The organism is Nostoc sp. UCD121 (assembly GCF_014222285.1).
GTDB lineage: Bacteria > Cyanobacteriota > Cyanobacteriia > Cyanobacteriales > Nostocaceae > Nostoc.
Window position 1 is genome coordinate 14,921 of record NZ_JACKZS010000087.1, and the last position, 14,652, is coordinate 29,572.

Genomic DNA, 14,652 nt, shown 5'->3' on the forward strand with positions numbered 1-14,652 from the left:
ATAATGAGTGAGTTGCACTACGACGTTGGTGACTGCCATCAAGTTTTTTGATCTATGCCTTTAATGACAAGGGAGTCAACTGTTCTCGTGGCAGTATACCGGGCATGTACCCGGAAACTTTAAACGAGGAATTTAGGTTCCCACCTGGATAAACCCAGGTCATAAACTTAGGTAAAACGGCGTCGCGGTGAACTTAAAATTATTAGCTCCCAAAATCAGTTAGAATTTGGGAGCTTTAATTATTTGAATAATTATTACTTGTAGTAAAAACCAGAAATCCTAAACTAACGTGATGTCAAGTTTAGTTCATTACTAAAGTTTAGTTCATTACTAAACTTGAATAATTCCACTCTGCTTGTAGAGACATAGCAGTTCCACATCTCTACATTCATTTTTAGAGATGTATTTTTAACATCTTCTGCTAGACCGTTCAATACAATGGGTTATCGATTCCTTTCCCATTCTGAAATTAATTCCTTCTGCCATCTCAAAATGAGTGAACTGACAGTAAATCTTGCCATGTTTTTGGGAACCCTAGATGGTGAAGTCTCAAGAATTAAGCCGTATGGTCAGCATTCCCGGATATCACGTTAGCAAAGAACTCTACAATGGTTCTCGAACCTTGGTTTATCGCGCTAATCGAGAAACTGACCAAAAATCTGTAGTGATTAAGCTAATGAAAACTGTTTATCCCAGTTTCATTGAATTGATCCAGTTTCGCAACCAGTTTACCATCGCCAAAAATTTAAATCTACCTGGAATCATCCAAACATACAGCCTGGAATCCTATCAGAATGGCTATGCGTTAGTGATGGAAGACTTTGGGGGAATTTCTCTCAAAGATTATTTGACCTCTGTAGAGACACGATATATCGCGTCTCTACAAGAGTTTTTACAAGTAGCGATCGCACTGTGCAATACATTAGATATTCTAATTCGTCATCGAGTCATTCACAAAGATATTAAACCCGCCAATATTTTAATTAATCCAGAAACTAAAGAAGTTAAGTTAATAGACTTTAGTATTGCATCTCTGTTGCCACGAGAAACTCAAATATTGATGAGTCCTAATGTGTTAGAAGGGACACTCGGCTATTTATCACCAGAACAAACTGGACGGATGAATCGGGGAATTGATTACCGGACTGATTTTTATTCTCTGGGTGTAACATTTTACGAGTTACTAACAGGAGAATTACCATTTCAATCGCACGATCCGATGGAATTGGTACATTGTCATATTGCAAAACTTCCGCTTTTAGTACATGAGATTAATCCACAAATTGCGCCTGTACTCTCATCCATTGCGAATAAACTGATGGCGAAAAATGCCGAAGACCGCTATCAGAGCGCATTTGGGCTGAAATATGATTTAGAAAATTGTTTACATCAGCTAAAAGAAATGGGGAAAATTGTAAGTTTTCCAATTGCTCAACGGGATGTGTGCGATCGCTTTATTATTCCAGAAAAACTCTATGGTCGTGAGCATGAAGTTGAAACTCTGCTCAAAGCCTTTGACCGCGTTACCAACAATCAGACGGAATTAATGCTGGTGGCTGGTTTTTCTGGTATTGGTAAAACTGCTTTAGTTAACGAGGTTCACAAACCTATTGTCCGGCAACGGGGCTACTTTATCAAAGGCAAATTTGACCAATTTAATCGGAATATTCCCTTCTCCGCTTTTGTGCAGGCTTTTCGAGACTTAATGAGGCAATTGGTGAGTGAAAGTGATGCCCAATTGTCAACTTGGAAAAATAAAATTTTACAAGTGCTGGGTGATCAGGGGCAAGTTATTCTGGAAGTAATTCCAGAACTAGAACAAATTATTGGTCAACAGCCACCTGCAACAGAACTCTCACCAAATGCAGCCCAGAATCGCTTTAATTTACTCTTCCAAAAATTCATTCAAGTATTCACCACAAAAGAACACCCACTAGTAATTTTCCTTGATGATTTGCAGTGGGCTGATTCTGCATCACTCAAATTGATGCAGCTGCTGATGAGTGAATCAGGAAGTGGAGCTTTACTTTTAATTGGAGCTTATCGAGATAATGAAGTATCTACCGCGCATCCGTTAATGTTGACTTTAGCAGATATTCGCAAAGTCAATGCCACGATTCATACTATTGCTTTAGCTCCGTTAACTAAAGCTAGTTTAAATCAATTGATGGTTGATACCTTTAGTTGTTCAGGTGAAATTGCCCAACCCCTAACGCAACTCGTCTATCAAAAAACTCAAGGGAATCCATTTTTTGCAACGCAATTTCTCAAAGCATTATATGAAGATGGACTGATTACTTTTAATTTTGCTCAAGGTTACTGGCAATGTGATATTGCTGCTGTGAAGGCACTTGCTCTGACCGATGATGTAGTAGAGTTCGTAGCGCTACAGTTGCAGAAGTTGCCAGCAGCAACGCAAAATGTGTTGAAATTAGCCGCGTGTATTGGCAACCAGTTTGATTTGCTAACCTTAGCAATTGTTTCTGAACAATCTGAAACCGAAACGGCAGCATCTTTATGGAAAGCTTTGCAAGAAGGGTTAATTTTACCTACTAGTGAAGTTTATAAATTCTTTCAAGATAATGAGCATGATTCTGGCTCAAATCCTTTAAATTCCAATTTCCAAATCCCTATCTACAAATTTTTACATGACCGTGTGCAGCAAGCTGCCTATTCGCTAATCCCAGATGAAGATAAACAATTTACCCATCTTAAAATTGGTCGATTACTCTTACAAAATACCTCTCAATCACAGCAAGAAGAGCGAATTTTTGAGATTGTCAGTCAGTTAAATCGAGGAATACTGCTCATTATCCAACCGACTGAACGTCAACAATTAGCTCAGTTAAATCTGAATGCCGGTCGAAAAGCGAAAGAAGCTACCGCTTATAGTGCAGCAATTCATTACTTATCTTCTGGAATGCAGCTGCTACCGATTAATAGTTGGGAAATCGCCTACGAATTGACTCGAAGTTTATACGAAGAAGCTGCCGAAGCTGCCTTTCTCAACAATGAATTTGAGCAAATGGAATCTCTTATCCAGGTTGTTATCGAACAAACAACCACCTTACTAGATAGAGTGAAAGTTTATGAAGTGCAACTCCAAGCCGATCAGGTGCGAAATCAATCATTCAAAGCGATCGCAATTGGGCGTGAACTTCTGGCTCAACTTGGGGTAACATTACCTGAATCAGTAACACCTCCAGACATTCAGCAATCTGTAGTTAACACGCTCTCCACCTTGGCTGGCAGAAGTATTGAGGGCTTACTTGATTTGCCATTGATGAATGATCCCAAAGCTTTGGTTGCTTTGCGGATTATGGCTAGCATCGCTCCCGCCATCCATCAGGCTGCGCCTTATCTGTTCCCAATTATTGCCTGCGAAGAGGTGAATTTATCTCTTAAATACGGCAATGCACCACTTTCTGCACCAGGGTATGCAGATTTTGGAATTGTACTTAATATTTGTAACCAACTGGAGTCAGGCTCAGAATTTGGCCAGCTAGCTTTAATGCTTGTAGATAGATTTCAAGCAAAATCTGTTCAAAGCATGACTATATTTAAGGTGGGTGCATTGAATCAATTTAATAAACAACATGTTCGCGCCTCAATTAGTTTATTACAGGAATCCCATCGTTTTGGATTAGAGACAGGCGATTTTTTTCATGTGCTTGCATCCATGATTTTCAAGTTATTCTATGTCTATTTAAGTGGCACAGAAGTTTTGGAAATCCTGCTAGCAGATATCAAAGCCTACGAGTTTAATTTTGCCAAAAATCAGCGCTTATTAAATTGGTCGAATACAATCTGCCAAAGCATTAACAATTTAACCGAATCTAGCGATAATTCAGAGTGCTTAATTGGTAAAACTTATCAAGATGAACAACTATTATCTGCGCTCATTCAAGAAAAAGACGAATTAACACTCCATGTATTTTTCCTAAGTAAGTTAACACTCAGCTATTTGTTTGAGAATTTTCCGGCGGCAGTTGAAAATGGAAATCAGGGAGAACAATACCTCAACGGTGGCGCAGGAATGCTATCTGTGCCTGTTTTCTACTATTACGATTCTCTGTCTCGTCTAGCTGTCTATCCAACGGCGGAACCATCTCAACAAGAACAATTACTCTTAAAGGTTGGTGAAAATCAAGAAAAATTGCAGTTCCGAGCTAAATTCGCACCGATGAATTTCCAACACAAATTTGATTTGGTGGAAGCAGAACGCTATCGGGTTCTGGGCGACAAGTTGGCAGCAATAGAATTGTATGATCGCGCTATTTATCTTGCCAAAGAAAACGAATATATCCAAGAAGAAGCGTTGAGCAATGAGCTAGCTGCCAAGTTCTACCTCGATTGGGGCAAAGAAAAAATCGCCCAAGCTTATATGCAAGAAGCATATTACTGCTATGCTCGTTGGGGCGCTAAAGCCAAAACTGATAACCTAGAAAAACGCTATCCCCAACTCCTTGCTCCCATCTTACAAGGGCAACTTAATCGCTTTCAACTGAGTTCAACCGTCGATGGATCATCATTCCCACATCAAACCATCCACACAAATCTTTCTAGCAGCAGTATTTCTCAAGCCCTCGATTTTGCCACCATCTTTAAAGTCTCACAAGCTCTCTCCAGCGAAATTCAATTAGAGCAATTGCTCACTACCCTCTTGCAAGTGGTGATGGAAAATGCTGGAGCGAAAAAAGCTGCCCTACTTGTACTCGAACAGGGCAACTTAGTGGTTAAAGCTGTAGCCACTATCAATGAAGGGGTGACTCTAGTATCTGTACTATTGTCAAGCAGCCAAAACATTCCGATCGCATTGGTAAACTATGTCAAACACAGCTTAAAAGCTGTGGTGCTGGATGATGCAACAGCAAAAAACGATTTTATTACTGACCAATATTTGATGCAGCAACAACCCAAAAGTGTGTTGTGTACGCCGATTTTGCGTCATGGCCAATTAATCGGGTTACTATATCTGGAAAATAAGTTGACGATTGGCGCATTTACGAGCGATCGCACCGAAGTTATCCAACTGCTATGCGCTCAAGCCGCCATCTCTCTAGAAAATGCCCGTCTTTATCAAGAATCTCAAAATTATGCCCATCAACTAGAGCGATCGCTGCAAGAACTTGAGCAAACCCAACTACAAATGGTGCAAAACGAAAAAATGGCAACCTTGGGTAATTTGGTTGCTGGGGTGGCACATGAAATTAATAATCCCATTGGATTTTTGAAAGGCAGCCTTAACAATGCCGAAGAGTATATTCAAGACTTACTCGCCCATATCCAATGCTACCAACAACATCATCCCACTTCTGCGATCGCAGTCATTGAGCATGGCGAAGAAATTGACCTAGAATTCTTGACTCAAGACTTACCAAAGCTCGTAAGCTCAATGAAGGTGGCAAGCGAACGAATTAAAGATATTAGCATTAGTCTTCGCACTTTCTCTAGAGCCGATACAACCGAAAAAGTTGCTTGTAATCTCCATGAAGGGATTGAGAGTACGCTGTTAATTTTGAAGTATCGCCTCAAAGCTAACGATAAACGTCCAGCAATTGAAGTTATCACCGAATACGGTAAATTACCACTAGTAAAGTGCTTTTTGGGACAATTAAATCAAGTATTTATGAACATCCTTGCTAATGCAATTGATGCCTTAGATACATCCAGTGAGGGGCTTTCTTTTGCCCAAGCGCAAGCTAATCATCACCAAATACTGATTAGCACCGAAGTATCCAGTGACCACAAGGTGACAATTCGCATCAAAGATAACGGTCAGGGGATGCCAGAGGAGATTAGAGCCAGGATCTTTGACCACCTGTTTACAACCAAAGAAGTTGGGAAGGGAACAGGATTAGGATTAGCGATCGCTCGTCAAATTGTCGAGGAAACCCACAATGGGCGGTTGAGGTGTAATTCTGTACTTGGTGAAGGAACAGAATTTGTCATTGAAATTCCGGTGTTTTAGCTACACTATTTTGCAAGTACATAAAATACACCCCCTCCCCAACCCTCCTCATGGCAAGGGGCTACGGTGTACACACAAGCCGGAAATAGTAGTCTGTCAAGGAATAATTGAGGAGTACATTCTTTGTAGAGACGCGATAAATCGCCGTCTCTCTTTTCCTCTTAATGCATAACGTTTCTAATTTTTCGGTAATCTGGAGGACAGTAATACCACAATTCTTCAAAATCTGTATAACTTGATTCTAAATGAGGTATCGTTCAGAGTTAAGATGACACAATTGCGTTGAATTGTGGTTAAAGCTACAAAAATTGTTAAAACAACTAACTAATACCGTATTTCCAGCCTCAGTCTTCCGACTAGAGAGTGGTTTAACTTTTATTCATCAAGAGATTTCCACTACTCCTGTAGTTGTGGCTGATGTTTGGGTGCGTGCTGGAGCAAGCCTAGAGCCAAAACCGTGGTTTGGGATGGCGCACTTTTTAGAACACATGATTTTTAAAGGTACGGCAACGCTTCCCCCTGGAATGTTCGATTCTAAAGTTGAAAACCGGGGTGGCGTAAGTAATGCGGCGACAAGCTATGATTATGCTAATTATTCACTCACCACAGCTGCCCCTTATTTAAAAGATACTTTGCCCTACTTGGGCGAACTACTGCTAAATGCGGCAATTCCAGAAGACGAATTTAGTCGCGAACGGGACGTGGTGCTAGAGGAAATTCGCTCTTGTCAGGACGATTCCGACTGGATAGGATTTCAAGCTCTGATTCAAAGCATCTATCCGCATCACCCTTACGGGCGTTCGGTGTTGGGTACTGAGCAAGAACTGATGCAGCAGTCTCCAGAAGCAATGCGCTGTTTTCATCATGCCCACTATCAGCCGGAAAATATGACAGTGGTAATTGCTGGAGGTATAGCCCAGCAACCAGCTTTGGAATTAGTAAATCGTTCATTTAGTGATTTTGCCGAACGCTCGAATTGTCCGCAGTTTGAGAAAGTCACAAAGCCAGCGATCGCAGGAATTCACCGTCAAGAACTGTGTTTACCACGCATAGAACAAGCAAGATTGCTGATGGCGTGGTTGGTACCAGGAGTAGAAGAAATCCGCACTAGCTATGGTCTAGATTTATTGTCAGTGTTATTGGCAGAAGGGCGAACTTCGCGTTTAGTGCGTGATTTGCGAGAAGACTTGCAATTGGTACAAGGAATTTATAGTAGTTTTTCTCTACAACGGGAATCAAGTTTATTTACAATTACTGCCTGGTTAGAACCAGAAAATCTGGAAGAAGTTGAGTCTTTAATTTGCGCTCATTTGGATAATTTGCAGACTGGAGGAATTAGCGAACAAGAACTTGCTCGTACACGCAGGTTGCTATGTAATGAGTATGCGTTTTCTACCGAAACACCAAATCAACTGACAGGGCTTTATGGATATTACAATACCATCGCCCAAGCTGAATTAGCTGTGACATATCCCCAACAGATTAAGTCTTTTGATGCCCAAGAATTGCAAAAATTAGCTAAACAATATCTCTCACCGCAGAATTATGCGGTTACTGTACTTAAACCTTGTTAGTTATTGGGAATGGGGCATGGGGAATGAGTTTTTGACAAAGGACAAAGGACAAATGACAAATGACAAAGGACAAATGACAACCTTGCTGCAAAAATCACCTATCCATCGCACCGTATTGAATAATGGTATTGTCGTGCTGGCGGCAGAAAACCCTGCTGCGGATATTATTGCAGCGCGGATCTTTGTGCGTGCCGGTAGTTGTAACGAAAACCGGGAGCAAGCAGGGTTGGCGCATTTGCTATCAGCAGTGATGACAAAGGGATGCGATGGACTTTCTAGTTTGGAAATTGCTGAAAAAGTTGAGTCTGTAGGGGCAAGTTTGAGTGCGGATACTGGTACTGATTATTTTTTGCTATCTTTCAAGACGGTAACATCAGATTTTGCGGAAATTTTAGCATTGGCAGCGCAGATTTTGCGATCGCCTACTTTTCCCGAAACTCAAGTAGAACTAGAACGGCGTTTAGCACTCCAAGATATTCGTTCGCAGAAAGAGCAACCGTTCAATGTCGCCTTTGAGCAAATGCGGCAGGTAATGTACCAAAATCATCCCTACTCTATGTCAGTGTTGGGGGATGAAACTACTATGAGCAACTTAACTCGTGCAGATTTAGTAGAGTATCATCAAACTTATTTCCGCCCAGATAATGTAGTAATTAGCATTGCTGGGAGAGTCACATCCACAGATGCAACAACATTGGTGGAAGAAGTTTTTGCTGATTGGCAAGCGCCAGCCCAAGCACTACCAATACTAAATTTACCTGAGATAAAAGTGGAACCGCAGGTAAAGGTTAAGCCAGTACAGACACAACAATCAATCGTGATGCTCGGTTATTTGGGAACATCGGTGAATTCTGTTGACTACGCCGCCCTGAAGTTGCTGTGTACTTACTTGGGCAACGGGCTTTCTAGTCGCTTGTTTGTCGAATTGCGGGAAAAACGCGGTTTAGCTTATGAAGTATCTGCTTTTTACTCCACAAGGCTATTTCCAGCCTCATTTGTAGTTTATATGGGTACAGCACCAGAGAATACCAGCATTGCCCTAGAAGGATTACGTACAGAAGTAGATTTATTGTCTACCGATGAAGTATCTGAAAGTGCCCTCCAAGCTGCAAAAAATAAGATTCTGGGACAGTACGCCTTGGGTAAACAAACAAATGGGCAAATTGCTCAGATATACGGCTGGTATGAAATTTTGGGCTTAGGAATTGATTTTGATACCAAGTTTCAAGACTTGATTGCCGCGGTGAGTGCCAAAGATGCGATCGCTGCCGCAAGCAAGTATTTAAAATCACCTTATTTGTCTTTAGTTGGTCAAGAAGAAGCAATTAACCGTGCGATCGCGTAACTAAAACTTGTAACGTCTCTCAGAGAAGACATCGTAAATAGAGCAGCTGTTTTTTAGACCAAGCGGCTGTACCATTAGCATGAGAATATTCTGGGAGTAAATTCCATGCAAAGCAGCCTGACAGCAAGTATTTTGAGTTACTTAAAATTACTAGACCCCACTGTAAATCGCTGTGGAATGGAAAAACGGCAAAAAAGTTGGTGGGTAAAGAGGTCTAAATCTTTCCCAGCCATTGAAATACTCTTGTTATCCGCAACGCCTCTGCTTATTGCCTCAACGCCTTTAATATCAATAGCAGTGCCACAAAAAATTGCCCAAATAAATCCTGGAGATAGCATCAGCCGCCCTAACCTCAAAGTTGGTAGCCAAGGCGAACGCGTATCTGAACTTCAGGCAGCTCTGAAACTTTTGGGTTTTTACTCTGGTGCAGTAGATGGTATTTATAGTGAGAATACGGCCAGTGCTGTTGCCCGTTTTAAACAAGCAGCTGGCTTGAATCCAGATGGCGTTGTTGATGCCAGCACTTGGCAAAGACTTTTCCCTAATCAACCAGTAGCAGCATCAAATATCCCTTCATCTCAGCCAAGATTTAACTCAGCTACAAATTTTCCTGTTCCAACCCAGGCTAGCAGCCTCACCAACGTTGCAAATCCTAACCCCAACCCCCCAAGACAAGCTGCAACACAAGTTGCAACTAGCCCTGAGCCAAGACCTACTACCCCAAAAAAAGCTGCAACTAGCTCTGAGCCAAGACCTGCTACCCCAAAAAAAGCTGCAACACAAGTTGCGACTAGCCCTGAGCCAAGACCTTCTACACCAAGAAAACCTACAACTTCAAGCACACAAAAAACGCCAAATCGTACTACATCAACTGCTAGAACTCAGTCAGCTACACGGACTGGGCAAACTACTCGAACTCAGAAAAACACAACTACTCAGCGAACTCCTGGTATTCAATATACCTCCGAAGGATTGCCAATTTTACGTATAGGATTACGTGGTTCTGAAGTTGTTAAGTTGCAACAACAACTGAAAAAGCTTGGTTTCTTGAAAGGCGATGCCGATGGAGACTTTGGTGAGACAACCGAGAGTGCTGTGAAAGCAGCACAAAAACGCTATGGTTTAGAAGCTGATGGTGTCGTTGGTGGCTCTACCTGGGAGGTTCTTTTGCGGCGCTAGCCTTACTAGGGAGCATAACCAGCGTCTCTTTTGCCTGTAACCAAAGTTGCAGGCAAGATGCTCCGAAGTTCTGATAACTTATTTCTTTTTTGGAAGTCGTCAAGGTACAGAGGTTTTTCAACTTCAATAAACCTCTCTCTGTATGGGTTTTGCGCTTCATAGCATTTTTATCAAAACAGAATTCAGGAGTCAGGAGGGCTATTGTTCAGTAATTCTTCTCTCCCCCTACTTCTCTTCCCCCCCTGCCTGCCTCAACCAAAAAATTACTTAACCGCACGGTATTGCGGGAGTAGCCCATCCTGACTCCTGAATTCTTCTTTATGAATTTAATCCGGTACATCCTGCAATACGATAAAGATACACTGATTAGAAATATCTCTCTATGCCAGGACAGAAAAATTACATTACTTTTGGGCTGACAAAAGATAATGGCAACTTTATGAGTCAAGCAGAAAGACACCTGATAGTGTTACAAATCACAACTGGCAACAGTGAAATTAATTAAACTTACTGCTAATTCCTCTAAAAAAACTTATGCAACACTTTTTATTAACTTGGCTCGGTACTGCGGTAGCGTTATTTATTACTGCTAATATCGTTCCGGGATTCTTTATCAAGAATTTTGTGGTTGCCTTAGTCGCTGCCCTAGTTATTGGTCTGGTTAACGCATTTATTAGACCAATTTTGCAGATTTTGGCCTTCCCGATTACCTTGCTCACCTTTGGTTTATTTACATTGGTAATCAACGCTTTAACACTTTGGTTGGCAAGTGCTTTAACCCCTGGTTCTGGTTTTGAGATTCAGGGCTTTTTACCTGCTTTATTAGGTTCCATCGTGCTAGCTATTGTTTCTAGCATAATTAACTATTTGTTGAGAGTTGTTGACTAGAAAATTAGTTAAGTTTTGTAATCTCATAATATTTGAGGCTTTATTAATTTAGCTAATGACTAATGACTAATAATATTTGAAGCTTGGGCAACAGCTAGCGTTATCGCTCCTGGTTGCCCTTGTAGTTGGAAAATTTGTTTAGGAACTAAGAGTCTGACTCCCAATGCTTCCGTGCTGGTAAAGGGGGGAGCAGTCAACAACGATGATTGAGTCGCTGCAACAATAGCAGCTGCCTCTGCTACGCTAGGTGTACCTACTTTGTGATCAGTAATTGTGGCAGGGTTGGGGACACAGACAGAGCAAAGAATTTCCGCAGAAAAGGTTTTTAGAGGTAGATTGCGTAGGTGGCAAAGTTCTACTAAACCAACTTCCAAGGCTTTAGCGTCAATAGTAGCAATTCCTGCGATCGCACTTTGAAAAAGTTGATTTTCTCGAAAGGCTTCCTCAATAGCCCAATCAATCAATTGCCGTGAGGTTCCCCGCTTACAACCGATTCCTACCCAGAAAACCTGTTGCACTTGGTGTATTTCCTTAATTCAATTCTTCAAGGTTTGATGTTGGCTTATAGCAGTTTTCTTTTGCATGAGGTACAAAGTCACTGGTTTTGAGGCAGGAGGCAGAAGGCAGGAGGCAGGAGGGAGAAGAATAATTTGATTTGTGAATCCTTGGTTCTGTACCTAATTTAGTTACAAACTGCTGTATACGAAGCGATCGCACTTTGGCGATCGCTTCCCCCAATTATCGAAAAACGCAAACTTTCCCTACACGAAACATCCCTTTTGTCAACTAGAAGCTTTCACTGCCGTTTCTGCTTGGGAGTGTAATAGCAAACCGTATTCCAAGCCCTCCACCACCGCTTGATAGGAAGCCTCCAAAATATTGGTCGAAACTCCTACCGTTGTCCAGCGTTGACGACCATTGCCTGATTCTACTAACACACGGGTTTTTGCCGCAGTGCCCGTATATCCGTTGAGAATCCGCACTTTGTAATCCGTCAAATCAAAGGTTGCTATTTGGGGATAAAAATTCACCAAAGCCTTGCGTAAAGCCGCATCCAAGGCAGCAACGGGGCCGTTACCTTCCGCCGCCTCCAGAATATTTTTGCCGTCAACAGCAATTTTGACTGTAGCTAGGGCGTTACTAGTTTCTTTCCCCTCAATCAAGTCACAGTGGACTTGAAAACCTTTGACTTCAAAAAACTTCTGGCGACCTCCCAAAGCTTCGTGCATCAGTAGCGCAAAACTGGCCTCTGCTGCTTCAAATTGAAATCCTTCACTCTCCAAATCTTTGAGACGCTGGAGAATTTGCTTGGCTTCTGCCTTTAGCTGATCGAGGTCAATCCCAAAACTGCGGGCTTTGGCTAAAACATTGCTAAGTCCAGACTGTTCAGAAATCACAATGCGGCGATGATTCCCGACTTGTTCTGGCTGAATGTGTTCGTAAGTCAGGGGATTACGTTCTACTGCTGATACATGAATACCACCCTTGTGGGCAAAAGCCGAAAGTCCCACAAAGGGAGCGTGTTCATCTGGCGCGAGGTTGACCACTTCACTAACAAAACGACTAGCTTCTGTAAGTTGTGTTAGCTGGTCTTCTGTGATACAACTGTAACCCAGCTTCAGTTGTAAATTGGGAATTAAAGAACAGAGGTTAGCATTACCGCAACGTTCACCGTAACCATTAATTGTGCCCTGTACCATCTTTGCCCCTGCCATCACAGCGGCTATTGCGTTAGCAACCGCCATTTCGGAATCGTTATGAGTATGAATTCCAATTTGAGGGATTGTCCTTTGTCCGTCGTCCTTCTTCATTGATTCTTGACTAATGACGAATGACAAATGACTACTGACATCTTGTACAATTTGCCCAATTTCATGAGGTAAAGTGCCGCCATTGGTATCACAGAGGACTAGCCATTCAGCACCAGATGCGATCGCAGCCTCTAATGTTTGTAAAGCATAATCTGGATTGTGCTTGTAACCATCAAACCAATGTTCGGCATCGTAGATAATGCGACGACCTTGAGAACGGAGGTACTCAATGGTGTCACGAATCATCGCCAAATTTTCTTCTAATGTCGTTTTGAGGCTAGTTGTGACATGTAAATCCCAAGACTTACCAAAAATCGTTACCCAGCGAGTTCCCGCAGCCAAAATATCCTGTAGCATCGGTTCGGTTGCGGCAGTGGAGTTAGGCCGTCGAGTCGAACAAAAAGCCACAATTTCAGCTTGTTTTAGCGGATCTTCTTGGAGTTGCCAGAAAAATTGTACATCCTTGGGATTAGCTCCAGGCCAACCACCTTCAATAAAGGGAACTCCCAGTTGATCAAGTCTCTTGGCAATGCGTAACTTATCTTCTATCGATACAGATAGCCCCTCGCGCTGAGTGCCATCCCGTAATGTAGTGTCATAGAGCCAAAGTTGAGGTGAGGAATTTGTGGTCATAAAACTGGGACCGACGAGACAACTTTCGAGGCAATGTGTCAATATACAACAAAAAGCCAGTTTGGCAATTTAAAAATGCCTAAAGTACTAGCTGAAGGTAAAACAATTCAGTGCGTAAGTGGAAGCAATCTCCGAACAATTTTGCTACAAAATGGTATTCACCTCTACAATGACGGTGCTAAGGTAATAAACTGTCGGGGCATTGGCAGTTGCGGAACCTGTGCGGTTAAGGTAGAGGGCGAAGTATCAGCAGCGAATTGGCGCGATCGAGCCCGGCGTTCGCTTCCTCCCCATTCTCCTACAACAGACTTGCGTTTAGCCTGCCAAACTCAGGTTTTAGGCGATGTGAAAGTGACAAAGTTTGATGGATTTTGGGGACAAGGTTCTCGAATAGTGTGGACACCAAAAGGTTAAAAAGGAGTAAGACAAGATGGGTAGATGGACACCCCTAATTTTAATGGCTGGAGGTTTAGCCATTCTGCTTGGTACATTACTAGGCATCAATTTTCCTATGGGCGTGCAAAGCGCTAACGCTCCCAGTGGTAAAGCAGCAAAAGTTCTGCCAGCTAATATCAATGTTAATAGCAGTGCTGGCAGCAAAAATGAAGAAACTGCGACAGAAGGAAACGAAACAACCGAAACAAACGAAACAAACGAAAACAGACGCGGTATTGTAGCCCCAAGACCTGACAACAGAAGCAGCGTTGCTCAGAATCCTTCTGATGACTCAACATCACCTGCTGACAGTACAACAGACGGCAGTACAGATAGTTCCGAAAACACGCCATCCAGCGATGTCAATCAAGGCAACGAACCAATTCGCGCCTTGTGGTAACGACATATCCGTCTTTAGTTACGAGTTATAGGTTATAAGTTATGAGTTAATTAGTTATGTACTAATGACTAATGACAAATGACAAATGACTAATGACTAATGACTAGTGAGATCGTAATTATTGGTGGCGGCGTTATTGGTTTAGCGATCGCTATTGAACTAAAAATGCGCGGGACAAACGTCACCGTGCTTTGTCGTGACTTTCAAGCTGCCGCTACCCACGCCGCCGCCGGGATGTTAGCACCAGACGCGGAAAACATCACTAATGAGGCAATGCGTTCATTGTGTTGGCGATCGCGGGCTTTATATCCCGACTGGACAACTAAACTAGAAGAACTAACTGGTTTAAATACTGGCTACCGTGCCTGTGGTATTCTCGCACCCGTCTTTGAAGAGGCAGGGGGGCAGGGAGCAGG

General features: G+C 42.4%; 11 protein-coding genes and 1 other RNA gene. 10 read left to right on the forward strand and 2 right to left on the reverse strand.

What is annotated here, in order from left to right; all coding sequences use genetic code 11:
• Positions 1-11 precede the first annotated feature (11 nt).
• The 7 genes from ssrS to GNF10_RS19020 all read left to right on the forward strand — a co-directional run bounded on the left by ssrS (position 12) and on the right by GNF10_RS19020 (position 10,957).
• Positions 12-195: non-coding RNA, 6S RNA (gene ssrS / locus GNF10_RS18995), on the forward strand.
• A gap of 343 nt (positions 196-538) precedes the next feature.
• On the forward strand, positions 539-5,971 hold the full coding sequence (locus GNF10_RS19000; protein ID WP_260445943.1) for an ATP-binding sensor histidine kinase: 5,433 nt from the start codon (positions 539-541) through the stop codon (positions 5,969-5,971).
• A gap of 308 nt (positions 5,972-6,279) precedes the next feature.
• Positions 6,280-7,545 (forward strand): pitrilysin family protein, encoded by a 1,266-nt coding sequence (locus GNF10_RS19005; RefSeq protein ID WP_185585185.1) that lies wholly within the window; start codon positions 6,280-6,282, stop codon positions 7,543-7,545.
• A gap of 73 nt (positions 7,546-7,618) precedes the next feature.
• Entirely contained in the window at positions 7,619-8,890 is a 1,272-nt protein-coding gene (locus tag GNF10_RS19010; RefSeq protein ID WP_185585186.1) for a pitrilysin family protein, read from the forward strand.
• A gap of 105 nt (positions 8,891-8,995) precedes the next feature.
• Positions 8,996-10,069 carry a peptidoglycan-binding protein gene (locus GNF10_RS19015; protein WP_185585184.1) on the forward strand — a complete coding sequence of 358 codons (1,074 nt, stop codon included), beginning with the start codon at positions 8,996-8,998 and terminating at the stop codon, positions 10,067-10,069.
• A 382-nt stretch (positions 10,070-10,451) separates the two neighbouring features.
• Entirely contained in the window at positions 10,452-10,574 is a 123-nt protein-coding gene (locus GNF10_RS38670) for a hypothetical protein (protein ID WP_260445944.1), read from the forward strand.
• Positions 10,575-10,603: 29 nt separating this feature from the next.
• Positions 10,604-10,957, forward strand: coding sequence for a phage holin family protein (locus tag GNF10_RS19020; RefSeq protein WP_114081850.1), 354 nt, complete (start codon positions 10,604-10,606; stop codon positions 10,955-10,957).
• Positions 10,958-11,016: 59 nt separating this feature from the next.
• On the opposite strand, the gene GNF10_RS19025 is transcribed toward GNF10_RS19020, so the two are convergent.
• Both GNF10_RS19025 and cimA read right to left on the reverse strand, forming a co-directional pair.
• Entirely contained in the window at positions 11,017-11,475 is a 459-nt protein-coding gene (locus GNF10_RS19025) for a cobalamin biosynthesis protein (RefSeq protein ID WP_185585183.1), read from the reverse strand.
• A 264-nt stretch (positions 11,476-11,739) separates the two neighbouring features.
• Positions 11,740-13,401 carry a citramalate synthase gene (cimA, locus tag GNF10_RS19030; RefSeq protein ID WP_185585182.1) on the reverse strand — a complete coding sequence of 554 codons (1,662 nt, stop codon included), beginning with the start codon at positions 13,399-13,401 and terminating at the stop codon, positions 11,740-11,742.
• Between the two features lie 75 nt (positions 13,402-13,476).
• Between cimA and GNF10_RS19035 the strand changes: the two genes are divergently transcribed.
• From GNF10_RS19035 to GNF10_RS19045, 3 genes are all read left to right on the forward strand, one after another.
• The gene (locus GNF10_RS19035; protein WP_163927518.1) at positions 13,477-13,815 is read left to right on the forward strand and encodes a 2Fe-2S iron-sulfur cluster-binding protein; all 339 of its coding nucleotides are present in this window, start codon (positions 13,477-13,479) and stop codon (positions 13,813-13,815) included.
• A gap of 16 nt (positions 13,816-13,831) precedes the next feature.
• Positions 13,832-14,236: a hypothetical protein gene (locus GNF10_RS19040; RefSeq protein ID WP_185585181.1), complete on the forward strand. Its 405-nt coding sequence runs from the start codon at positions 13,832-13,834 to the stop codon at positions 14,234-14,236.
• A gap of 99 nt (positions 14,237-14,335) precedes the next feature.
• A partial coding sequence (locus GNF10_RS19045; RefSeq protein ID WP_185607201.1) for an FAD-dependent oxidoreductase occupies positions 14,336-14,652 on the forward strand: 317 nt, incomplete at its 3' end.

Excerpts from the sequence above, each read along its gene's own strand:
- GNF10_RS19015 (WP_185585184.1), top strand. The coding sequence starts at position 8,996 with ATGCAAAGCAGCCTGACAGCAAGTATTTTGAGTTACTTAAAATTACTA.
- GNF10_RS19020 (WP_114081850.1), top strand. The coding sequence starts at position 10,604 with ATGCAACACTTTTTATTAACTTGGCTCGGTACTGCGGTAGCGTTATTT.
- GNF10_RS19035 (WP_163927518.1), top strand. The coding sequence starts at position 13,477 with ATGCCTAAAGTACTAGCTGAAGGTAAAACAATTCAGTGCGTAAGTGGA.
- GNF10_RS19010 (WP_185585186.1), top strand. The coding sequence starts at position 7,619 with ATGACAACCTTGCTGCAAAAATCACCTATCCATCGCACCGTATTGAAT.
- GNF10_RS38670 (WP_260445944.1), top strand. The coding sequence starts at position 10,452 with ATGCCAGGACAGAAAAATTACATTACTTTTGGGCTGACAAAAGATAAT.
- GNF10_RS19000 (WP_260445943.1), top strand. The coding sequence starts at position 539 with ATGGTGAAGTCTCAAGAATTAAGCCGTATGGTCAGCATTCCCGGATAT.
- GNF10_RS19040 (WP_185585181.1), top strand. The coding sequence starts at position 13,832 with ATGGGTAGATGGACACCCCTAATTTTAATGGCTGGAGGTTTAGCCATT.
- cimA (WP_185585182.1), bottom strand. The coding sequence starts at position 13,401 with ATGACCACAAATTCCTCACCTCAACTTTGGCTCTATGACACTACATTA.